Annotated in this window: 22 protein-coding genes; 13 read left to right on the forward strand and 9 right to left on the reverse strand. The window is 73.7% G+C overall.

Annotated elements, in window-relative coordinates:
• Nucleotides 1-303: 303 nt before the first annotated feature.
• Nucleotides 304-1,233 (forward strand): DUF2567 domain-containing protein, encoded by a 930-nt coding sequence (locus tag AAH979_RS35535; RefSeq protein WP_346262508.1) that lies wholly within the window; start codon nt 304-306, stop codon nt 1,231-1,233.
• On the opposite strand, the gene AAH979_RS35540 is transcribed toward AAH979_RS35535, so the two are convergent.
• Entirely contained in the window at nt 1,148-1,906 is a 759-nt protein-coding gene (locus tag AAH979_RS35540; RefSeq protein ID WP_346262509.1) for an LON peptidase substrate-binding domain-containing protein, read from the reverse strand. The two genes, AAH979_RS35535 and AAH979_RS35540, sit on opposite strands and share 86 nt — an antisense overlap.
• Nucleotides 1,907-2,058: 152 nt before the next feature.
• Between AAH979_RS35540 and hisD the strand changes: the two genes are divergently transcribed.
• From hisD to hisF, 8 genes are all read left to right on the forward strand, one after another.
• Nucleotides 2,059-3,393 carry a histidinol dehydrogenase gene (hisD, locus tag AAH979_RS35545; protein WP_346262510.1) on the forward strand — a complete coding sequence of 445 codons (1,335 nt, stop codon included), beginning with the start codon at nt 2,059-2,061 and terminating at the stop codon, nt 3,391-3,393.
• On the forward strand, nt 3,390-4,544 hold the full coding sequence (locus AAH979_RS35550) for a histidinol-phosphate transaminase (RefSeq protein WP_346262511.1): 1,155 nt from the start codon (nt 3,390-3,392) through the stop codon (nt 4,542-4,544). The genes hisD and AAH979_RS35550 overlap by 4 nt, the downstream gene beginning before the upstream one ends.
• 71 nt (nt 4,545-4,615) lie before the next feature.
• Nucleotides 4,616-5,227, forward strand: coding sequence for an imidazoleglycerol-phosphate dehydratase HisB (gene hisB / locus AAH979_RS35555; RefSeq protein WP_346262512.1), 612 nt, complete (start codon nt 4,616-4,618; stop codon nt 5,225-5,227).
• Nucleotides 5,227-5,400, forward strand: a complete 174-nt coding sequence (locus AAH979_RS35560; protein ID WP_318394456.1) for a hypothetical protein — start codon at nt 5,227-5,229, stop codon at nt 5,398-5,400. Before hisB ends, AAH979_RS35560 begins: the two co-directional genes overlap by 1 nt.
• Nucleotides 5,397-6,038, forward strand: coding sequence for an imidazole glycerol phosphate synthase subunit HisH (gene hisH / locus AAH979_RS35565; protein WP_346262513.1), 642 nt, complete (start codon nt 5,397-5,399; stop codon nt 6,036-6,038). The genes AAH979_RS35560 and hisH overlap by 4 nt, the downstream gene beginning before the upstream one ends.
• A 55-nt stretch (nt 6,039-6,093) precedes the next feature.
• Complete coding sequence (locus AAH979_RS35570; protein WP_346262514.1) at nt 6,094-6,420, forward strand: hypothetical protein; 327 nt, start codon at nt 6,094-6,096, stop codon at nt 6,418-6,420.
• Between the two features lie 139 nt (nt 6,421-6,559).
• Nucleotides 6,560-7,285, forward strand: a complete 726-nt coding sequence (gene priA, locus AAH979_RS35575) for a bifunctional 1-(5-phosphoribosyl)-5-((5-phosphoribosylamino)methylideneamino)imidazole-4-carboxamide isomerase/phosphoribosylanthranilate isomerase PriA (protein WP_346262515.1) — start codon at nt 6,560-6,562, stop codon at nt 7,283-7,285.
• Between the two features lie 34 nt (nt 7,286-7,319).
• Nucleotides 7,320-8,090, forward strand: a complete 771-nt coding sequence (hisF, locus tag AAH979_RS35580) for an imidazole glycerol phosphate synthase subunit HisF (RefSeq protein ID WP_346262516.1) — start codon at nt 7,320-7,322, stop codon at nt 8,088-8,090.
• Between the two features lie 177 nt (nt 8,091-8,267).
• Here hisF and AAH979_RS35585 read toward each other — a convergent pair whose 3' ends face one another.
• From AAH979_RS35585 to AAH979_RS35595, 3 genes are all read right to left on the reverse strand, one after another.
• Nucleotides 8,268-9,287, reverse strand: a complete 1,020-nt coding sequence (locus AAH979_RS35585) for a carboxymuconolactone decarboxylase family protein (protein ID WP_346262517.1) — start codon at nt 9,285-9,287, stop codon at nt 8,268-8,270.
• A 330-nt stretch (nt 9,288-9,617) separates the two neighbouring features.
• Nucleotides 9,618-10,073 (reverse strand): hypothetical protein, encoded by a 456-nt coding sequence (locus AAH979_RS35590; protein WP_318394461.1) that lies wholly within the window; start codon nt 10,071-10,073, stop codon nt 9,618-9,620.
• Between the two features lie 183 nt (nt 10,074-10,256).
• Complete coding sequence (locus AAH979_RS35595) at nt 10,257-10,922, reverse strand: hypothetical protein (protein ID WP_346262518.1); 666 nt, start codon at nt 10,920-10,922, stop codon at nt 10,257-10,259.
• A 59-nt stretch (nt 10,923-10,981) separates the two neighbouring features.
• On the opposite strand from AAH979_RS35595, the gene AAH979_RS35600 reads away from it, so the two are divergent.
• Complete coding sequence (locus AAH979_RS35600) at nt 10,982-12,439, forward strand: PLP-dependent aminotransferase family protein (protein ID WP_346262519.1); 1,458 nt, start codon at nt 10,982-10,984, stop codon at nt 12,437-12,439.
• A gap of 71 nt (nt 12,440-12,510) precedes the next feature.
• Nucleotides 12,511-12,909: an NUDIX domain-containing protein gene (locus AAH979_RS35605; protein ID WP_346262520.1), complete on the forward strand. Its 399-nt coding sequence runs from the start codon at nt 12,511-12,513 to the stop codon at nt 12,907-12,909.
• Between the two features lie 128 nt (nt 12,910-13,037).
• Here the strand turns inward: AAH979_RS35605 and AAH979_RS35610 are convergent, their stop codons facing one another.
• On the reverse strand, nt 13,038-13,838 hold the full coding sequence (locus tag AAH979_RS35610; RefSeq protein ID WP_346262521.1) for an ATP-binding protein: 801 nt from the start codon (nt 13,836-13,838) through the stop codon (nt 13,038-13,040).
• Nucleotides 13,839-14,141: 303 nt separating this feature from the next.
• Nucleotides 14,142-15,968, reverse strand: coding sequence for a long-chain fatty acid--CoA ligase (locus tag AAH979_RS35615; RefSeq protein WP_346262522.1), 1,827 nt, complete (start codon nt 15,966-15,968; stop codon nt 14,142-14,144).
• A 327-nt stretch (nt 15,969-16,295) separates the two neighbouring features.
• Here AAH979_RS35615 and AAH979_RS35620 point away from each other — a divergent pair, with 327 nt between their 5' ends.
• Nucleotides 16,296-16,670: a hypothetical protein gene (locus AAH979_RS35620; protein ID WP_346262523.1), complete on the forward strand. Its 375-nt coding sequence runs from the start codon at nt 16,296-16,298 to the stop codon at nt 16,668-16,670.
• Nucleotides 16,671-16,696: 26 nt separating this feature from the next.
• On the opposite strand, the gene AAH979_RS35625 is transcribed toward AAH979_RS35620, so the two are convergent.
• The 3 genes from AAH979_RS35625 to map form a co-directional block, all read right to left on the reverse strand.
• Nucleotides 16,697-17,956, reverse strand: coding sequence for a hypothetical protein (locus AAH979_RS35625; protein WP_346262524.1), 1,260 nt, complete (start codon nt 17,954-17,956; stop codon nt 16,697-16,699).
• A 73-nt stretch (nt 17,957-18,029) separates the two neighbouring features.
• Complete coding sequence (locus AAH979_RS35630) at nt 18,030-18,533, reverse strand: PepSY domain-containing protein (protein WP_346262525.1); 504 nt, start codon at nt 18,531-18,533, stop codon at nt 18,030-18,032.
• A 233-nt stretch (nt 18,534-18,766) separates the two neighbouring features.
• Nucleotides 18,767-19,549: a type I methionyl aminopeptidase gene (gene map, locus AAH979_RS35635; RefSeq protein WP_346262526.1), complete on the reverse strand. Its 783-nt coding sequence runs from the start codon at nt 19,547-19,549 to the stop codon at nt 18,767-18,769.
• A gap of 65 nt (nt 19,550-19,614) precedes the next feature.
• On the opposite strand from map, the gene AAH979_RS35640 reads away from it, so the two are divergent.
• Nucleotides 19,615-19,902 carry a helix-turn-helix transcriptional regulator gene (locus AAH979_RS35640; protein ID WP_346262527.1) on the forward strand — a complete coding sequence of 96 codons (288 nt, stop codon included), beginning with the start codon at nt 19,615-19,617 and terminating at the stop codon, nt 19,900-19,902.
• The last annotated feature ends 70 nt before the right edge of the window (nt 19,903-19,972 follow it).

Consider the following 19,972-nt stretch of genomic DNA (forward strand, 5'->3'; position numbering starts at 1 on the left):
GCGCCGACGACCCCGGCCCGGGACCGCACCAGGCAGCGTCGGCCGGGACAGCATCCAGGCAGCGTCGGCCGGAAACAGCGTCGGGCAGCGTCGGCCGTGTTGGTGCCGGGCTACCGGATTGCGGGCCAGTGCTCCGGCGGGTAAGACCAGGACTCGTCCCGGCACCGTGCGGCGAAGCGGTAACCCACCCAGACGCCGCACGTCCACGCGCAGCGTGGAGGGAATCTCCGCCCTTGAGAGCGGAGCGGACGTCAACTCCGGGTCGGGCCTCCGGAGGGTGGCCGGGCCTGAGAGGATCATCTCGTGAGTCCGGCAACCTCCCCTTCCGACGGCCCGCTCGGCGACGGCGACCACGGGGGCCCCGGCGTACCGTCGGCACCCCCTCCGGCAGCCCCGATCCCGCTGTACGGCGGCTCCGCCGGGGTGGCGCCGGGCACGCCCACCGGCCCCGGCCCGGGTACGCCGGGCTCGCCGGCCGCAGTGGGGCCGGGCGTGGACCCGCTGGCCTGGTCCGGGCCGGATCCGGTCCCCCCGAACGGCACCTGGCCGGGCCCGCCCGGAGGCGCCCCGCCGGCCGCCGGTCCCCGGGCCCGCCGCCTGTTCCGGGGCGGGGCGGCCAACGTCGGCACGCTGCTGGTGTTGATCCTGCTGGGAATACCGTTCGGCCTGGTCTGGTCGGCCGTGTCGCCGGGTGTGCCGGTGGTGCAGACCGAGGACGGCGCGCTGCTGGCCGCACCGCAGCCGGAGGAGTTCATCGCCGCCGACGGCTGGTTCAGCGTGCTCGGGTTCGGTCTCGGCGTGCTGGCCGCGATCGCGATGTGGCTGGTGTTGCGCCGCCACCGGGGCCCGGTCGGGATGCTGGTGGTGGTGCTCGGCATGCTCGGCGCCGCCGTACTGGCCTGGCAGCTCGGCCGGCAGATCGGCCTGTCCGGCTACGAGCGGCTGCTGGCCAGCGCCCCACCCGGGGCGACGTTCAGCAAGCCGCCGGACCTGCACGGCGGGCAGTACGACCTGCTGCTCGGGTTTATCCCCACCATCGGGGACCTGCTGGTGCCGGCGTTCGGCGCCGCGGTGATGTACACCCTGCTGGCCGGCTGGTCCCGGTATCCGGGACTGCGGCCCGAGGCCGAGCCGGCGCCCCGGCCGCTCAGTTGGGACTTGCCGGTACCGCCAGCTCCGTCAGCGGCACCGGCACCGCCCGTACCTGACGCAGCAGAGCCGCCTCGCGATTGAGCAGCCGGAGTTCCGCGCTCAGCCGGCCGGCGGTGTCGGGCGTCGCCAGCAGCCGCTGCCGGTCGGTGAGGGTGAGCGCGGCGGTCGCGGCCACCAGGTGCGACAGCACGGTGGGGTCGTCCGGCAACTGCTCGGAGATCTCCTCCGGGTCGTCCCGGACCAGGGTGAGGTAGCGCCGGAAGACCGCCAGCACCCGGGGCGCCAGCAGGTCGGCGAGCTGCTCCTGCCCGGCCGGCTCGGGCAGCCACTCCACCGCGGCGGTCAGGTACGGGGTGGAGCTCTCCTCCACGTGAGCGATCCGGAACCGGCGGCGGCCGACGGTGACCACGTCCAGCCGGCCGTCCGGTAGCTCGGTCACCTGCCGGAGTTCGGCGGTGCAGCCGACCTCGTGCAGGGTGACCGGCGGACCGTCCGGGCGCCGGTCGGTCAGCTCCGGCTGGCCCGACCGCGGCTCCGACTCGGCGCTGCGGGACTCCGGCTCGGGGCCGGCGGAGACCGACGCCGGCCCGCCGCTGCGGATGGCCACCACGCCGAACTCCCGGGGCATGCCCTCCGGCAGGCCGCGCAGGTGCCGCATCAACTCGAGATAGCGCGCCTCGAAAATGTGCAACGGCAGGACCAGACCGGGAAAGAGCACCGTCCCGAGCGGAAACACCGGCAGCCGCGCGTCCACCCGCCGAGCCTAGCCCGTCGGTACCGGCGGTGAACCGCCCCGCCCGGCCGATCGTTCCGCCGTCTCGGCCGTTTCGTCGGGTGGCCCGGGTCACCGTCCCGCCGGCTGGGCGGACGCGGACCGGTCGGTGGGTGCCGAATAGACTGCCAAGGGTGTTGAACCGGATCGACCTGCGCGGTGGTTGGCGCGACCCGCGCGCCCTGCTGCCCCGTGCCCAGCTTGACGTCTCCGTGGCGGTGGAGAAGATCCGCCCGATCGTGGAGGCGGTCCGCGAGCATGGTTTCCCGGCGATCCAGGACGCCACACATCGGCTCGACGGCCTGCGGCTGGACCGGTTCCGGGTCCCGGTCGAGGCGATCACCGAGGCCGAGTCGACGCTGGAGCCGGAGGTCCGGGCCGCGCTGGTCGAGGTGATCGACCGGGCCCGCCGGGTGCACGCCGACCAGCGGCGGGCCGACGTGACCACCGAGGTGGTCCCGGGCGGCAGCGTCACCGAGCGCTGGGTCCCGGTCGACCGGGTCGGGCTCTACGTCCCCGGCGGCCTCGCCATGTATCCCTCGACCGTGGTGATGAACGTGGTGCCGGCCCAGGCGGCCGGCGTCCGCTCGCTGGTGGTGGCGAGCCCGCCGCAGCAGGAGTTCGGCGGCCTGCCCGACGCCCGGGTGCTGGCCGCGTGCGCGCTGCTCGGCGTCGACGAGGTGTACTCGGTCGGCGGAGCCCAGGCGGTCGCCATGCTGGCGTACGGGTCGGACACGGACGCCGACGGGCAGACCCGGTGCGAGCCGGTCGACATGATCACCGGTCCGGGCAACATCTGGGTCACCGCCGCCAAGCGGCTGCTCCGTGGCGTGGTCGGGATCGACGCCGAGGCCGGCCCGACCGAGATCGCCGTACTCGCCGACGAGACCGCCGACCCGGTGCACGTGGCGGCCGACCTGATCAGCCAGGCCGAGCACGATCCACTTGCCGCGAGCGTGCTGGTCACGCCGTCGGTGGCGCTGGTCGAGGCGGTCGACCGGGAGCTGCGCCGACAGGTGCCCCAGGCCAAGCACGCCGATCGGATCGGCACCGCGCTCGGCGGGCGGCAGAGCGGGGCGGTGCTGGTCGACGACCTGGCGGCGGGGCTGCGGGTGGTCGACCTCTACGCCGCCGAGCACCTGGAGATCCAGACTCGGGACGCCCGCGCCTGGGCGATGCGGGTACGCAACGCCGGGGCGATCTTCGTCGGCCCGTACGCGCCGGTGTCGCTCGGCGACTACTGCGCCGGCTCCAACCACGTGCTGCCGACCGGCGGCTGCGCCCGGCACTCCTCGGGACTCTCGGTGCAGTCCTTCCTGCGCGGCATCCACATCGTGGAATACGACGAGGCGGCGCTCCGGGACGCCGCCCGGCACGTGGTGGCGCTGGCCAACGTGGAGGACCTGCCCGCGCACGGCGAGGCGGTCCGGGTCCGGTTCCCCGAGCGCACCGACGGGGCGGCGACGTGACCTCGCTTTCCGACCTGCCGATCCGGGACGATCTGCGCGGGCGCAGCCCGTACGGGGCGCCGCAGCTCGACGTGCCGGTGCGGCTGAACACCAACGAGAACTCCTACCCGCTGCCGGAGCCGGTGGTGGAGGCGATCGGCAAGGCGGTCGCGGCCGAGCTGCGGGACCTGAACCGCTATCCCGACCGGGACGCGGTGGCGCTCCGGGCCGACCTCGCCGACTATCTCGGGCACGGGCTGGGCACCGCCCACGTCTGGGCGGCGAACGGCTCCAACGAGGTCCAGCAGCAACTGTTCCAGGTCTTCGGCGGGCCGGGGCGGACGGCGCTCGGCTTCACCCCGGCGTACTCGATGCATCCGCTGCTCGCCACCGGCACCGGCACGACCTGGCGGGACGGCAACCGGGGTGCCGATTTCGGGCTGACCGCCGCCGACGCCGTGGCGCAGGTCCGCCGGCACCGGCCGGACCTGGTCTTCCTCTGCTCGCCGAACAACCCGACCGGCACGGCGCTGGACCCGGCGGTGCTGGACGCGGTGCTGGCCGAGGCGCCCGGGATGGTGGTGGTGGACGAGGCGTACGCCGAGTTCGCCCGCCCCGGCACCCCGACCGCGCTGGCCCTGCTGCCCGGCCACCCCCGGCTGGTGGTGACCCGGACCATGAGCAAGGCGTTCGGCTTCGCCGGCGGGCGGCTCGGCTACCTCGCCGCCGATCCGGCGGTGGTGGACGCGGTGCAGCTCGTCCGGCTGCCCTACCATCTGTCGGCGCTCACCCAGGCCGCCGCCCGGGCGGCGCTGGCACACCGGGACCTGCTGCTCGGCACCGTCGAGGTGATCAAGGAGCAGCGGGACCGGATCGTGGCCGGCCTGCGGTCGCGCGGCCGGGCGGTCGCCGACAGCGACGCCAACTTCGTGCTCTTCGAGGTCGGCGGCGACCAGCGGGTGGCCTGGCGGGCCCTGCTCGACCACGGCGTGCTGGTCCGCGACGTCGGGCTGCCCGGCTGGCTCCGGGTCACCGCCGGCACGCCGCAGGAGACCGACGCCTTCCTCGCCGCCATAGAATCGGTGCGGACCGGCTCCGACTCCGCCCCGGCCGGTTCCGACGCGCCATCGGCGGCGACCGGCCCGGCGCCGACCGACTCCGGGACGGCGTGATGCGTTACCGATCAGCAGGTCGGCCGACCCGGACAACCGGTCGGCCGCCCCGGACAGCGAAAGGTCCTACCGTGAGCAGAACCGCCCGGGTCGAGCGGACCACGGCCGAGACCAAGGTGCTGGTCGAGTTGGATCTCGACGGCTCCGGACAGGCCGACATCACCACCGGGGTCGGTTTCTACGACCACATGCTCCACCAGATCGCCCGGCACGGCGGTTTCGACCTGACCGTGCACACGGTCGGCGATCTGGAGATCGACGCCCACCACACCATCGAGGACACCTCGCTGGCCCTCGGCACCGCCTTCGACCAGGCGCTCGGCGACAAGATCGGCATCCGGCGGTACGGTTCGGCCACCATCCCGATGGACGAGGTGCTGGTGCGGGCCGCCGTCGACCTCTCCGGCCGGCCCTACGTGGTGCACGACGAGCCGGCGCTCGCCCCGTACATCGGGCCGGTCTATCCGACCAGCATGACCCGGCACATCTGGGAGTCCTTCGGCCAGTCCGCCCGGCTCACCCTGCACGTCTCGGTGCTCCGGGCCGCCCGACCGGGCGGGCACCCGGACGCGCACCACGTGGTGGAGGGGCAGTTCAAGGCGGTGGCTCGGGCGTTGCGCGAGGCGGTCGCGGTCGACCCGCGCTCGGCCGGAGCGGTGCCGAGCACCAAGGGGCTGCTCTGATGGACACCGTCCTGCCGGTGGTGCTCTTCGCGCTGGGCGGTGTGCTGATCGGTGGTGCCTGGTCGCTGCACCGGCAGGGTGCCCCGCAGCGGGTGCTCTGGATCGTCGGCCTGCTGGCCGTGCTCGCCACCGCCGGTGGCGTGCTCTGGCTCGTACCCGGAGAGGGCGGATGACCGCCGACCGGTCGGCGCCGCCCCGGGTGGTGGTGCTCGACTACGGCTCGGGCAACCTACGCTCCGCGCAGCGTGCGGTAGCCCGGGCCGGCGCCGAGGTGACGGTCACCGACGACCTCGACGCGGCGGCCACCGCCGACGGTCTGGTGGTGCCCGGCGTCGGCGCCTTCGCCGCCTGCATGGCCGGGATCGACGCGCTGCGGGCCGGTCCGGTGATCGCCGAGCGGGTCGCCGCGGGCCGCCCGGTGCTGGGCATCTGCGTCGGCATGCAGATCCTCTTCGAGTACGGCGAGGAGCACGGCGTCGCCACCTTGGGGCTCGGCCTGCTGCCCGGCGGGGTGACCGGGCTGGCCGCCCAGCGGGTGCCGCACATGGGCTGGAACACCGTCGCACCGCCGCCCGGGTCCCGGCTCTTCGCCGGCCTGCCGGCCGACGCCCGGTTCTACTTCGTGCACTCCTACGCCCCGACCGACGCGGCCGGACTGGCCGCCGCCGGTGCGCTGCCGACCACCGCCGAGCACGGTGGACGGTTCGTGGCGGCGGTGGAGCGCGGGCCGCTGTCGGCCGCCCAGTTCCATCCGGAGAAGTCCGCCGAGGCCGGCCGGCTCCTGCTGCGCAACTGGCTGGCCACGCTGTGACCGCGCCCCGGACCGGGGGCGTCCCGGTGGACCGTGCCGGGTCAGGTGTCGCCCGGTGAGCAAGGAGCGGGCCCGGCGCCGCGCGGTCCGGCTGGCCGAGGCGGAACGGGAACGGGCCGCCCGGGCCCGGAAGGTGGCCCGCCGCCAGCGCCGGCGTGCCCTGCTGCGCCGGCTCGCCCCGCGACTGCCGGACCGGCGTACCGGGCGGTTGTTCGCGCGGCGCAGCCGGGGCGAGCGGGCCGGAGTGGTCGTACTCTCGGTGGCGGCGGTGATCGGCATCTGGCTGCTCGTCGACGACCTGGCCTTGCGGCTCGGCCTGATCGCGCTGCTGCTACTGGTGCTGCCGGCGGTGGTGGTGATCGCGCTGGGCCGCCGGACCTGAGCCCCGGGCAGATGCCTCCGACCCGTCGATCGCCGTACCGGCCGGACGGCCCGGCGGATCCCACGCCCCGGCCCGCCGCGTTTCCCGCCGACCCGTCGGCCAGTCGACCACCACTCTTTCGCCAACCGAGGAGAGCACGTTGAGCCTGACCCTGCTTCCCGCCGTCGACGTCGCGAACGGCCGGGCGGTCCGCCTGGTCCAGGGCGCCGCCGGCAGTGAGACCAGCTACGGCGAGCCGCTGGAGGCGGCCCTGGCCTGGCAGCGCGACGGCGCCGACTGGATCCACCTGGTCGACCTCGACGCCGCGTTCGGCCGGGGCTCGAACGCCGAACTGCTGGCCGAGGTGGTCGGCCGGCTCGACGTCTCGGTGGAACTCTCCGGCGGGATCCGGGACGACGGGTCGCTGCGGGCGGCGCTGGCCACCGGGGCGGCCCGGGTCAACATCGGCACCGCCGCCCTGGAGGACCCGCAGTGGTGCGACCGGGTCGTCGGCGAGTACGGCGACCGGGTGGCGATCGGGCTGGACGTGCGCGGCCGTACCCTGTCGGCCCGGGGCTGGACCCGGGACGGCGGCGACCTGTTCGAGGTGCTGGAGCGGCTCGACAAGGCGGGCGCGGCGCGGTACGTGGTGACCGACATCACCAAGGACGGCACGATGCGCGGGCCCAACCTCGACCTGCTGCGCGAGGTCTGCGCCCGTACCGATGCCCCGGTGATCGCCTCCGGCGGCGTCTCGACCCTGGACGACCTCCGGGCGCTCGCCACGCTGGAACCGATCGGCGTGGAGGGCGTGATCGCCGGCAAGGCGCTCTACGCCGGGGCGTTCACCGTGGCCGAAGCCCTCGCCGTGCTGGCGCAGGCGTGACGGCGTGCGTGGCGGCGACGGTTAGGCTCGGGCCATGACGGTGGCGGTACGGGTGATCCCCTGTCTCGACGTGGACGCGGGGCGGGTCGTCAAGGGGGTCAACTTCGTCGACCTGCGGGACGCGGGCGACCCGGTCGAGTTGGCCGCGGCGTACGACGAGGCGGGCGCCGACGAGCTGACCTTCCTCGACGTCACCGCCTCCTCCGACGACCGGGGCACCATGCTCGACGTGGTACGCCGGACCGCCGAGACGGTCTTCATCCCGCTCACCGTCGGCGGCGGCGTACGCCGGGTCGCCGACGTCGACGTACTGCTCCGGGCCGGTGCGGACAAGGTGGGGGTGAACACCGCCGCGATCGCCCGGCCGGAGTTGATCGCCGAGATCGCCGAACGGTTCGGGCGGCAGGTGCTGGTGCTCTCGCTGGACGTGCGGCGCACCCCCGCCGGCACCAGCACCGAGAGCGGATTCGAGGTGACCACCCACGGCGGCCGGCGTGGCACCGGGATCGACGCGGTCGGCTGGGCTGCCCGGGCCGCCGAGCTGGGCGCCGGGGAGATCCTGCTCAACTCGATGGACGCGGACGGCACCAAGGCCGGATTCGACCTGGAGCTGATCGACGCGGTGCGGCGGGTGGTGGACGTACCGGTGGTGGCCAGTGGCGGGGCCGGCGCGGTCGCGCACTTCCCGCCGGCGGTGGCGGCCGGCGCCGACGCGGTCCTCGCGGCCAGCGTCTTCCACTTCGGCGAACTGAGCGTCGGCGAGGTCAAGGACGCGCTGCGCGGCGCCGGGCATCCGGTCCGCTGACCCCGCGCCCGTTCCGCTGCCCCGCCCCTGTCGGTGGACCGCTGGATGCCGGACCGAGCCGGTCGTCTCGACCGGCGGCGGCTACCCCTGCCCGCTCGTCGGTGACGTCGCTGCCGTCCGAGTCGGGTGCGAGGGCCGGCCGCTGGGTCGAGCGGCAGCCGGCCCGTCGTCCCGAGGTCAGGCGGTGGCCCGGCTGGCCCGGAGGGCGGCGGCCAGCCCGGCCTCGATCTGGCCGACCGCCCGCATCGCGCCGTAGCCGAGCAGGTAGACCGTGCAGTGGTCGGAGAGCCTCGGATCCGTCGCCCGCCACTGCGCCACGTGCTCGTCGGTGAGGGCACCCGGGGCCAGCCCGGCGAGGATCGCCACCCGGGCACCGGCCCGCTCGGCGCTGTCTAGTGTGGATAGCGCCTCGGCGAGCCAGTCGGTGCCGGCGGGCCGGCGCCCGTGGTGCCGGTCGATCGCCCCGGTCACCACCGCCCGGGCGGCCGGGGCGAGCAGGCCGCCGCCCTGCTCGCAGGTGGCGGCCAGCGCGGCGTACGCCTGCCCGACCGGTGCGCCGGCCGCCCAGGCCGGAGGCGTGGCCGTCGGGAGGCCGGCGAGCAGCGCCAGGCTCGTCCCGGTGGCGGCGTCGGGGCGGAGTTCCCGGAGCACCGGGGCGTCCTCGAAGGGTGGTTCGTCGGCCGGGTCGAGGGTGCCGGGACGCAGGTCGGGTGGGAGCAGCGCGAGGGCCATCCGCTGGATGAAGTGGTTGAACAGCGCGGTGCCGACGTACTCGGCCACCGGCCCGGCCGGAGGCGGGAGCAGGCTGCCGGCGGTGCCGGTCGACCGGCTCCAGTCCAGCAGCGCGGCGGCCGCCGGATCCCCGACCGGTTCGCCCCGCTCGGCCGAGTCGGCCAGGTCCGGGCGGCCCAGCGCGCGCAGGATGCCGAGGTGGGCGACCTCGTCGTAGCCGCACCCGTTGACCTGTGCGACTCCGAGCGCCACCAGTGCCTTGTCGACCAGCGGCGCCACTCCGGTGAGCTGGGACTCGCGCATCAGGGCCCAGCCGGCCGCCATGATCTCCGGGGCGGGCGACGCCATCCGGACCGCCGGGCCGATACTGCTGAACTCGGCGTTGACCTGTGCGTAGACCTCGGCCACGATGCCGTCGGCCCGCTCGGGCGGGATCGGGGTGATGTGACGTACGTATGGCGACATCTGTCGGTCCTTCCGGTCGGGACGGTTGCCGCCCAGATCATCGCCACCGGCGTACCGGGAAGTCGTCCGTCGGGGGACGGCAATGTGGACTGCGCCCACGGGCCGACCCGGCTACCGGGGAGCGCCGGGGCGAGCGTCGCGCTACCGCCGGGGTGGTACGGCGGCGCTCCTCCCCCTGCGGTAGCCGCCCTCCCGCACGGGCTCCCGCACGCCTTCTGGGCGCGCGTCCGGTCGCCCGGCTGCCCCGGGGCGCGAGGGCGGGAGAGAGGGTCGGAACCGCCGCAGTGTGCGGACGGCAGGCCGGGCTTGCCCGGACGCCGGCTCGGTGGACTACCCGCCGTTCTCCGGTGAGCGGCGCGGCATCGGCAGGGTGAACCGGGCGGCGTACTCCTGCACCGCCGCGGCGTGCTCGTCCTCGGCGAGTTCCCAGTCGTGGCTGCCAGGGGAGTGCCGGCGGGTCAGCACGCCGTGCACCGTCTCGACCGTGGTGGCGAGGCCACCGTGCGGCCGGGTACGCCACAGGTGCTCACCGGCGGAGGTGACCCGGAACCAGCCGTCCGAGACGGTGATCAGCCCGGCGCCCACCAGGCGGCGCACCGCGGCCTCGATCTCGTGGCGGGCCGGAAGCGCCCGGTTGAGATGGTCAGCGGTGGAGAGCACGTCGGCGAGCCGGACACCCTCCGGCCGGCGGGTGCTGCTCGACCGGCGGTGCCGGCCGGCACCGCCGGCGATGATCAGCGATACGAAGATCCATGCGTCGGACCAACGCCATCCCTCATCCCCCATGGGAGAAATGATGCCGTGCCGCGCCATCCGACGGAACCGTTGTGCACCGGTTCATTCCGCCGAACCGGGGCGACCCTCGTTCCACGAGGGATGATCCGGTACAGATCGACGATCTTTTTCCGGCCGTGCGCCGCGTTCCGCCGGTACCTGCCTCCCCGGGCGGCGGAACGACTGTGTCGCGGGTCAGCCGGTACCGGCCTCGGCGACCGGTCGGGGTAGGTCGCCGGGGTCGGGCCGCGACACCGGCGGCACGGTGAACATCGGGATGAAGGCGTGCACCAGCGGGCCGATGGCGAGGGCGTACGCCACCGTGCCGATCCCGACCTGGCCGCCGAGGGCGAACCCGATCGCCAGTACGGTCAGCTCGATGACCGTGCGGACCAGCCGGAGCGACCGGTGCGGCCGGCGGGCGACGTACCCGGTCATCAGCCCGTCGCGTGGGCCGGGGCCGAGGCGGGCACCGATGTACAGGCCGGTCGCCATCCCGTTGAGCACGATGCCGGCGACCAGCAAGCCGAACCGGGTCGGCAGTGCCTCGACGGTGGGCAGCAGGGCCAGTGCGAGGTCGACGGCGAGCCCGATGACGACGATGTTGCTCACCGTGCCGAGGCCGGGACGCTGCCGCAGCGGGATCCACAGCAGCAGTACCAGGGCGCCGACGGCGATGGTCACGGTGCCGATGGAGGCTCCGGTGAGTTCGGACAGCCCCTGGTGGAAGACGTCCCAGGGGTCGAGCCCGAGGGACGCCTCGACCATCAGCGCCATGCTGACGCCGTAGAGCGTCAGGCCGACGTAGAGCTGTCCGAGACGCCGGGCGAGCCGGTCGCCACGGTTGCCAATTTTTGCCATGCATGCCACTCTGAGGGCCAATCCAGTCGCCATGAAGGGCCAATCGAGGTGAAGTGGCTATGACCAGCCTCGTTCGAGGCGTACAGCTCGGCCGGATGCTCGGGCAGTGGCACGCCCTGCCGGGCCGCCGCCGCAGCCCCGACTACGTCGCCCTGGCCGGCGCGGTGCGCGGGCTGCTCGCGGACGGCCGGCTGCCGCTGGGCGTACGACTGCCGGCCGAGCGCGAGCTGGCCGAGGCGCTGCGGGTTAGCCGGACCACCGTCACCGCCGCCTACCGGGAACTGCGGGAGAGCGGGCACCTGAACAGCCGCCGGGGCGCCGGCAGTTGGACCACCCTGCCGGGCGGGCACCGGGTGGCCAGTTCGGGACTCTGGACCCCGCAGGACGACCTGGACATGATCGACCTCGGCTGCGCCGCGCTGGCCGCCCCGGCGGAACTCGCCTCGGCCGCCCGGGGCGCCGCGGAGGACCTGCCGCGCTATCTCGGCGGTGCCGGCTACCACCCGACCGGGATCGTCGAGCTGCGCGCGGCGGTGGCCCGGTCGTACACCGAGCGTGGTCTGGCCACGAGTCCCGAGCAGATCATGGTGACCAACGGGGTGCAGCACGCCCTGGACCTGGTGCTCCGGCTCGCGCTGCCGACCGGCGGCAGCGTACTCGTGGAGTCGCCGACCTATCCCAACGCGCTCGCCGCGCTCGCCGCCCGCCGCGCCCGGATCGCCACCCACGGCCTGGCCACCGAGGGTACGGGCTGGGACGCCGACCTGCTGCTGGGCAGCTTCCGGCAGACCCGGCCCCGGCTCGCCTACCTGATCCCCGAGTTCCAGAATCCCACCGGTCACCTGATGCCGGCCGAGTTGCGCGAGCGGGTGGTGGCGACCGCGCACGCCAGCGGTACCGACCTGGTGGTCGACGAGTCCTTTGTGGACCTCGCGCTGGACGGCATCGAGGTGCCCCCGCCGACCGCCGTCTTCGACCGGCACTCCCGGGTCGTCACCATCGGCGGGATGAGCAAGCCGTACTGGGGCGGCCTGCGGATCGGCTGGATCCGTGCCTCGGCACCCCAGGTGCAGCGGCTGGCGGCGGCCCGGGTCGGGGTGGACATGGCCGGTCCGGTGCTGGACCAACTGGTCGCGGTGCGGCTGCTCGCCGACGCCGAGACGATCGTGGCGGCCCGCCGGGCGCAGTTGACGGCCCAGCGTGACGCCCTGCTGGCCGCGATCCGGGCGGAGCTGCCCAACTGGCGGGTGCGGACTCCGGCCGGCGGGGTGACGCTCTGGGCGGAGCTGGACGGGCCGATCGCCAGCGCGCTCGCCCGGGCGGCCGAGGAGGTCGGGGTACGGCTCGCGCCCGGTCCCCGGTTCGGCCTCGACGGCACCCTGGAACGTTTCCTCCGACTGCCGTTCACGCTGCCCGCCGCCGAGCTGACCGAGGCGGTACGCCGGATCGCGGCGGTCCGCTACGACATCGACCGGGCGGAACGCCCGCTCTGGCGGGAGACCGTGGTGATCGCCTGAGCGGCGGCGGATCCGGCCGGGGGGCGCACCCTGCCGGGGGTCCGGCCGGCGCGCCTGGGAGCATCGGCCGGGTGACGATGATCGACAAGATCGCCTGGATCCGGCTGGAAGAGGGCCGGATCCTCAGCTCCCGCTCGCACGGCAAGGACGTCTACTACCTCCCGGGCGGCAAGCGGGAGCCCGGCGAGTCGGACCTCGAAGCCCTGGTACGGGAGATCGAGGAGGAGCTCAGCGTCGCCATCCTCTCCGGCACGGCCACGCCGGCCGGCGTCTTCGAGGCGCCGGCACACGGTCATCCGGCCGGTACGGTCGTCCGGATGACCTGCTACGCGGCGGACTACCGGGGCGTGCTGCGACCGGCCAACGAGATCGCCGAGATCGTCTGGTTGGGCTATGCCGACCGGCACCGGGTCTCTCCGGTCGACCAGGTCATCTTCGACCACTTCCACGGCACCGGCGAACTGCGCTGACCCCCGCCGATCCGGCAGACCCGTCCCCGGCGTCCGGCCGGTGCCGCGGCGATGTGGCAGGTGTCGCGCGGCGATGTGGCGGGTGTCGCCGGTACCTCGCCGGTGTCTCGGGCCGCCCGGTTCGCCGGTCAGGCGGAGTAGCTGGCCCCGGGGATGGTGGCCAGGCTGGGCAGGCGCAGCCGGGATGCCGGAGTGGCGGCCAGGCTGGCCCAGACGATCTTGCCATCGGCGCCGGGCAGTACGCCCCAGTTGGCGACCGACCGGGTCACCATGGCCAGCCCGCGACCGCGTACGGCCAGCGGCTGCCGCGGATCCGGGGCCGCCTCCCGCCGGGGCAGCGCCGGTACGCCGGGGTGCCGGTCCGCCACCGCGATCCGCAGCCGCTGCCGGTGGTGGCAGAGGGTGAGGTCGATGTCGGTGCCGGCGTGCTCGACGGCGTTCGCCACGAGTTCGGAGGCGACGAGTTGGGCGCCCTCGGTGACGTCGGAGATCCGCCACCGCTCGCAGCACTCCCGGACCAGTGCGCGCGCCACGCTCACCGCCTGGGGCACCGGCGCCAGCCGGCGGTGGGCCTGCCGGGCGCGGGCCGGGACGGGATAGGGCCGGACCCGGCCGAGTGCCTCGGTGAGCCGGGGATAGAGCCGGATCCGCCGGGTCGGCAGGCGGCGGAGCAGCACGGTCAGCGCCGAGGCCGGCGCGCAGACCAGCACGGTGATGCCGCGCCGGCACGACTCCCGGAGCATCACCAACGCCGGCAGCAGGGTCGGCAGCAGCTTGTCCGGAGCGATCCGGGTGCAGTCCACGGCCACGTACGGCGGGTGGTGCGCGGCGCACCGCGAGATCGCCCGCTGCAGTGTGTACGCCTGGGCGACGCTCCACCGGCCCGCCATGGTGATCACCAAGGCACCGGTCTCCACGTGCGCTGCCACCGTGGTCACCATCACCGGAACCCCCTAGCCACCCGCGTACCGCCACGACCAGCCACCGGACCCGGCCCGCCGTGCACCTGACCCTGTTCTTACCCCGGTGACGCTCGGGTGAAGCGGCCCGGATGTCACCGGGTCCGGCGGTAGCCGAGCGCAAACGGCAGGTAGCGCTCCGGAGAGCACCGGCCCTCCGGAGAGCACCGGCCCTCCGGACAGCACCGGACCGCCGCGCGATCGCGGGTCGCACGGCGGTCCGGTGGGGTGCCGGATCCGACCCCGGGGGGAAGGGTGGGATCTCGGACGGGCTCAGATCTGGGCGAGGGTGCCCTGGTACATCTGGTCGATCTCGGTCTTGAAGCTGCTCTCCACGGCACGACGTTTGATCTTCATCGACGGCGTCATCTCGCCGTCCTCGACGGTCAGGTCGCGGCTCAGCACCGTGACCTTCTTGATCGTCTCCCAGCGGTTGAGCTTCTGGTTCAGCTCGGCGACGTAGCCGTCGACCAGGGCGCGTACCTCGGCCGAGCCGACGATCTCGGCGTACGGGCGGCCGGCGAGGGGGCCACCGGCGGCCCAGGTGGCGATCGCGTCGGCGTCCAGGGTGACCAGCATGGTGCAGTAGTTGCGGGCCTGTCCGATCACCACCACCTGCGAGGTGTACGGGCAGAGCGCCTTGAACATGCCCTCGATGTGCGACGGCGAGATGTACTTGCCACCCGACGTCTTGACCAGGTCCTTCTTCCGGTCGGTGATCTTCAGGAAGCCGTCGCCGTCGAGCTCGCCGATGTCACCGGTCCGGAAGAAGCCGTCCGGGGTGAACGCCTCGGCGGTCTCTGCGGGCAGGTTGTGGTAGCCGCGCATCACCGGCATGCCCCGGAGCAGGATCTCGCCGTCGGAGTCGATCCGGCACTCCAGGTCGCCCATGGCCTTGCCGACCGTGCCGATCTTGAGCGCCCCGGGCCGGTTGACGAAGTTGCCGGCGCTGGTCTCGGTCAGCCCGTACCCCTCGGAGATCGGCAGGCCGGCCGCGGCGAAGAAGTGCGCGATCTCCTGGCTCAGCGGCGCGGCGCCGGAGACGAGTACCCGGATCCGGCCACCCAGCCGGGCCTGGAGCTTGCTGAAGACCAGCTTCTCGGCGAGCCCGTAGCGCAGCCGCAGTCCGGCCGAGACCGGCTTGCCGGCCTGCTCCAGCGACACCTTGTGCTTGCCGGTCCGCACCGCCCAGGCGAAGATCTTCGCCTTCGCCCCGCCCCCGGTCTGCGCGGTGGTGACCGCCCGGTTGTAGACCTTCTCGAAGATCCGGGGCGCGCCGCACATCAGCGTCGGCCTGACCACGCCGAGCAGCTCGACCAGCCGGTCGAGCCGGCCGTCGACGTAGGTCGGCATGCCGACGTGGATCACGCCGCAGATCAGCGTCTTGCCGAACGAGTGCGACAGCGGCAGCCAGAGATATTGCAGGTCCTCCGCCTTGATCAGCCCCAGTTGTGCCTGGGCCACGCCCTCCCAGCACCACCCGGCGTGCAGCAGCTCGACGCCCTTGGGCCGGCCGGTGGTGCCGGAGGTGTAGATCAGCGTGGCCAGGTGGTCCTGGTCGATCTCGGCCACCACCCGCTCGATCAGATCCGGGTCGTTCTCCAGGGCCAGCGCGCCCTGCACCTCAAGATCGGCGAGGGTGAGCTGCGGCGGGGTGGCGGCCGGCTCGGCGGGTCCGTCGATCAGTACGACGTGGGTCAGCGCCGGCAGCTCCACTCCGGCGATCTTGGCGGCCTGGTCGGCGTTCTCGGCAATCAGCACCTTGGAGCCGGAGTCCGCGATGATGAAGGCGGTGTCCTCCGGCTCGGTGGTCGGGTAGACCGTGGTGGTCGCGCCACCGGCGCACATGATGCCGAGGTCGGCGAGGACCCAGTCGAGCCGGGTGTTGGCCAGGATCGCCACCCGGTCCTCGGAGCCGACGCCGAGGCCGCGCAGCCCGGCGGCGATGGCCTTCGCACGCTGGCCGACCTGCGCCCAGCTCAGCCAGACCGGGCCGGAGTCGTCCGGGGCGGGGTGGGCGAATGCGTCCCGGTCGGGGGTGGCCGAGACACGCTTCAGGAACATGTCGGGGATGGACCGGTAGGGGACGTCGAGTGCCATGGCGGGGGGTGCCTCCGGGATATCGTTGCGTGACGGTGATCACGTTAAATCGCGGTTACCAGAGAGTATTGGGTGCCCCCGCGCCTCGGCTAGTGCCGATCGGTCCGGCTGCCCGTACCGATCGGGCCGGGGCGACGGGCCCCGCACCGCGTCGACGCCGCCCGGCTCGCCCTTTCCGGGGGTACGCCGGGATCGGGTCCGAGTGGCAAACCCGAAATTTCCGGGTACGTCTCTAAGCTATCGAGGCGTCGACCCAGGTCGGCCGGGCAGGAAGCGCCGCCGGACCAGGGCGCGGAGGTCATCAACCACGGGTGAGGGTCATCAACCATGGGTCAGACAGGGCCGGTCATGGGAAGTCCCGGTCGCGGCGACGCGGTGCCGGGCCATGTCATCCACCTTCCGGTTGCCGTACACACTCTGCAGGCCGCCACCGAACTGGCCGCGCGGCTGACCGAGTCGCTGGCCTTCCTGCCGGAACTCGACGCCGGCGAGGTCACGGTCTCGGCCGAGGACGCGCAACACGAGCGGTACCGGGTGTTCTGCGACCGGTTGCTGCTCGGCACCGGCCGGTGCGGCGAGCGGGAGGGGCACCGGGGCGCCTGTGTCGCCGGCCCGCCGGCCGCGGCCGGGGCGACGACCGGGCGCCGGGCACTGATCGACGCGACCTCGGGCTGGGCCGGGGCGGTGCCGCCGGCCGGATGACCGCCCGGACGCGGGACCGGTGGGGGTCAGGCCCAGGGCACGGTACGCACGTCGCCCAGCTCGGCCACCGCGACCCGGTCCTCGACCGCGAGCACGCCAACCATCCGCTCGGCCTCCGGAATCGTCACGTGCCGGCCCAGCGAGGCGCCCGCCTCCGGATCCGGCGTCTCCAGCCAGAGCCTCCGCTCCGCCCACCGCATCTGCACGATCCCGCCGGAGCGGCTGCGGAAGGAGGCCCAGGCACCGGTGCGGACCGGCATCCGGCGCAGCAGGTCGACACTCTCCCGGAAGGTGAGCGGCACGCCCTGGTATTCGCGCCCCGCCGAATGCTCCCAGGTCGCCTCCACCAGCCCGCCGTCGCCGTTGACCGCCGACGCTCCGTCCGGTCCGTGCGGGGCGGTGCCGGCCGCACCGCCGGACCGGAGCTGCCGGACCAGGGTCATGCCGGCGTACCGGTCGACCCGGGAGTCGGGCCGGTCGGGATCGGCGAAGGAGCCGACCAGGGTGTCCCAGTCCCGCCTCACGGTGACGGTGGTGCCGTCCAGCGTGATGCCGAGCCGGGTGCCGGTGGGCAGCCAGGGAAGGTAGAGACTTGCCAGCCGGGTGGCCGAGATCGGCCCGGTGGTCGGGGCGTACACCCCGCGCCAGGCGTCGGGGACCTCGATCTCGACGGTGACGTCGTCGTCGACCGGGGGCGGGAAGGCCGCCAACCGGCCGGTACGGCGCCGCTGCCAGGTCAGCGGGACCCGGATCCGGGCTCCGGTGTCGCCGGCCCAGTCCACCGGCAGGTCGTGCTCGCGCAGTGCCGCCGCCACCTCCGCACCGATTTCCACCGACGGCGGCCGCTCGAAGAGCCCGTACGCGATCCAGACGGCCTCGCCGTCGGCACCGCGCTCCGCGTCCTGCTGGTGGTAGAAGGCGTACCCGCGCGGCGTCTCGCCGTCGGCGACCTCGGCGCCGATCTCGCCCAGGCCGCAGTTCTGGCAGCAGGTGAAGTTCTCCCGGGCGACGATCCCGGCCGCGTCCAGGGCCCGGAAGGCGAGGGTGAGCCGATCGCTGTCGGTCGGCTCCGGCCAGCCGGCCTGGGCGGCGGCGTGCGCGGCGAACTCCGCGGCGGCCACCTCCCGGGCCAGCGCCTCGACCCGCACCGGATCGTATTCGTCGTCCAGGTATTCGACCGCACCCACCACGATCGCGTCGTACGGCAGCTCGCCGAGCGCGACGTGCCGCCGGACGTACTCCTCGACCAGGTGCCGGAACTCGTCGGCGTCGTCTCCACGTTCCACGGCCGAAAACGCTAACAGCACCCCCGGACAGCGGGGGACGGCCGGCCCGACACCGGCCGCCCCGCCGCCCCGGTCAGTCGTCGTCGTGGTCGTCGTCCCGGTCGCCGTGGTCGTCGTCCTTGTCGCGGTCGGTCTTGACGATCTCGCCGGTGGTCGCGTCCACGTCCACCTCGATCTCCCAGCCGTCCTTGACGAACTCGACGCTCCACACCGCCCGGCCGTGTTCCTGCTCCCGCTCGACCTCCTCGAGTTGGCCGCCACCGGCGCTGGCCAGCGCGATCTGGACCGCCCGCGCCGCGTCGACCGATCCGGCCGGCGCGGCGCCGGTCGGGGCGGGGGGACCGGTCGGGGTGCCCGACGGGGTGCCGCTCGGCACAGCCGTCGGACCGCCGGTCGGGCCGGCGCCGGGGGTACCCGTCGGGTCGGCGCCGGGCGTCGGCTCAGCGGGCGCGGTGGTGGCGACGGCGCCGAACCCCTGCCGCTCGCCCTCCGCCGCGCTGGCCCCGATCGCGGTGCCCACGACGGCGGCCGCCGCCAGCGCGCCGCCGAGGCTCAGGACCAGAGTCTTACGCCGCATCGCAGTCTCCTCCATCGTCGCGGAACACCTGTTCCGGATCTCTCGACAGAGCTTCCCCGCGATCGGGATAGCGGCGCGCTGTGCGAACGCTAAGCCGCGGTAAAGAGCGCGACCGGGGCCGGTGCCTTCACCCTCGACCCGGCAAACACCGGCGGGGCCGGCCTGGCAGGCTTTCATTTCAGCGACGATGCGTGGTGACCTGCGGGGAGCGGGGAACCCGGATGGCTGTCACCTCACGGTTGCGCCCGCTTCGGCACGGTGAGAACCTCGGCTCCGTCGTTGGTGATGGCGATCGTGTGCTCACTGTGCGCTGTCCGGCAGCCTGTCGCGCTTCGGAGTGTCCAGCCATCGGCATCGGTGACCAGCTCGGCGGTGTCCGCCATGACCCACGGCTCCAGCGCCAGCAGCAGTCCAGGGCGCAATCTGTATCCGCGACCCGGCCGCCCCGTGTTCGAGACGTGCGGATCCTGGTGCATCGTCGATCCGACGCCGTGACCGCCGAACTCGGTGTTGATCGAATACCCCGCCGCGCTGAGGACCGAGCCGATGGCATGGGAGATGTCACCGATGCGAGCCCCGGGGCCGGCCGCGGCTATTCCTGCGCTCAAGGCGCGCTCGGTCGCGTCGATCATCGCAACGCTCTCCGAGGGCTTCGAGTCGCCCACGATGAAGCTGATGGCGGAGTCCGCGACGATTCCGCCCTTGGATACGGCGAGGTCGAGCGAGAGCAGGTCGCCGTCGGCAAGCGGGTAGTCGTACGGCAGCCCGTGCAGCACGGCATCGTTGACCGACGTGCAGATGTAGTGCCCGAACGGCCCGCGTCCGAAGGACGGCTCGTAGTCGACGTAGCAGGACAGCGCCCCGGCCTCGGCGATCATGTCCCGGGCCCACCGGTTGATGTCCAGGAGGTTCGTGCCGACCGTGCTACGGCTCTTCAGGGTCTGCAGGATGTCGGCGACCAGGGCGCCTGTCTCCTTCGCCCGTGGCAGTTCGGTGGGGTTCAGGATCTCGATCATCTGCGCCTTCCTCGCGCAACCAATAACTATCCCGGTCATACTATCCCGGTACTAGAATTGGAACCATGGTCAGGTTGCCGCTCACTCCCGCAGAGGTCGAGCGCGGGCAGCGCCTCGGTGCCCTGCTGCGTCGCGCCAGGGGAGGACGCTCGATGCTCGATACCGCCCTGGACGCAGGTGTCTCGCCGGAGACCCTTCGGAAGATCGAGTCTGGTCGCGTGGCCACCCCTGCCTTCCCGACTATCGCGGCGATCGCCGATGTCCTCAGCCTTTCCCTCGATGTGGTTTGGGCTGAGATCAACCAGCCCGACGGTGGTGCCGAATCGTCGAGCTCCAGTCCTCGCGCCGCGTGACCCCTCGGCCTCATAGCGGCCACACTTCTCAGCTACCGGAAAGAGATCCGGTCGGCGCCGGCCGGGGCGG

This window comes from Plantactinospora sp. ZYX-F-223 (assembly GCF_039649625.1).
GTDB lineage: Bacteria > Actinomycetota > Actinomycetes > Mycobacteriales > Micromonosporaceae > Plantactinospora.

Coding starts and splice junctions, on each gene's coding strand:
- hisH (WP_346262513.1), top strand. CDS start 5,397: ATGACCGCCGACCGGTCGGCGCCGCCCCGGGTGGTGGTGCTCGACTAC.
- AAH979_RS35585 (WP_346262517.1), bottom strand. CDS start 9,287: ATGTCGCCATACGTACGTCACATCACCCCGATCCCGCCCGAGCGGGCC.
- AAH979_RS35615 (WP_346262522.1), bottom strand. CDS start 15,968: ATGGCACTCGACGTCCCCTACCGGTCCATCCCCGACATGTTCCTGAAG.
- AAH979_RS35630 (WP_346262525.1), bottom strand. CDS start 18,533: ATGCGGCGTAAGACTCTGGTCCTGAGCCTCGGCGGCGCGCTGGCGGCG.
- AAH979_RS35595 (WP_346262518.1), bottom strand. CDS start 10,922: ATGGCAAAAATTGGCAACCGTGGCGACCGGCTCGCCCGGCGTCTCGGA.
- AAH979_RS35560 (WP_318394456.1), top strand. CDS start 5,227: ATGGACACCGTCCTGCCGGTGGTGCTCTTCGCGCTGGGCGGTGTGCTG.
- map (WP_346262526.1), bottom strand. CDS start 19,549: ATGATCGAGATCCTGAACCCCACCGAACTGCCACGGGCGAAGGAGACA.
- AAH979_RS35600 (WP_346262519.1), top strand. CDS start 10,982: ATGACCAGCCTCGTTCGAGGCGTACAGCTCGGCCGGATGCTCGGGCAG.
- AAH979_RS35590 (WP_318394461.1), bottom strand. CDS start 10,073: ATGGGGGATGAGGGATGGCGTTGGTCCGACGCATGGATCTTCGTATCG.
- hisF (WP_346262516.1), top strand. CDS start 7,320: ATGACGGTGGCGGTACGGGTGATCCCCTGTCTCGACGTGGACGCGGGG.
- AAH979_RS35640 (WP_346262527.1), top strand. CDS start 19,615: ATGGTCAGGTTGCCGCTCACTCCCGCAGAGGTCGAGCGCGGGCAGCGC.
- AAH979_RS35620 (WP_346262523.1), top strand. CDS start 16,296: ATGGGTCAGACAGGGCCGGTCATGGGAAGTCCCGGTCGCGGCGACGCG.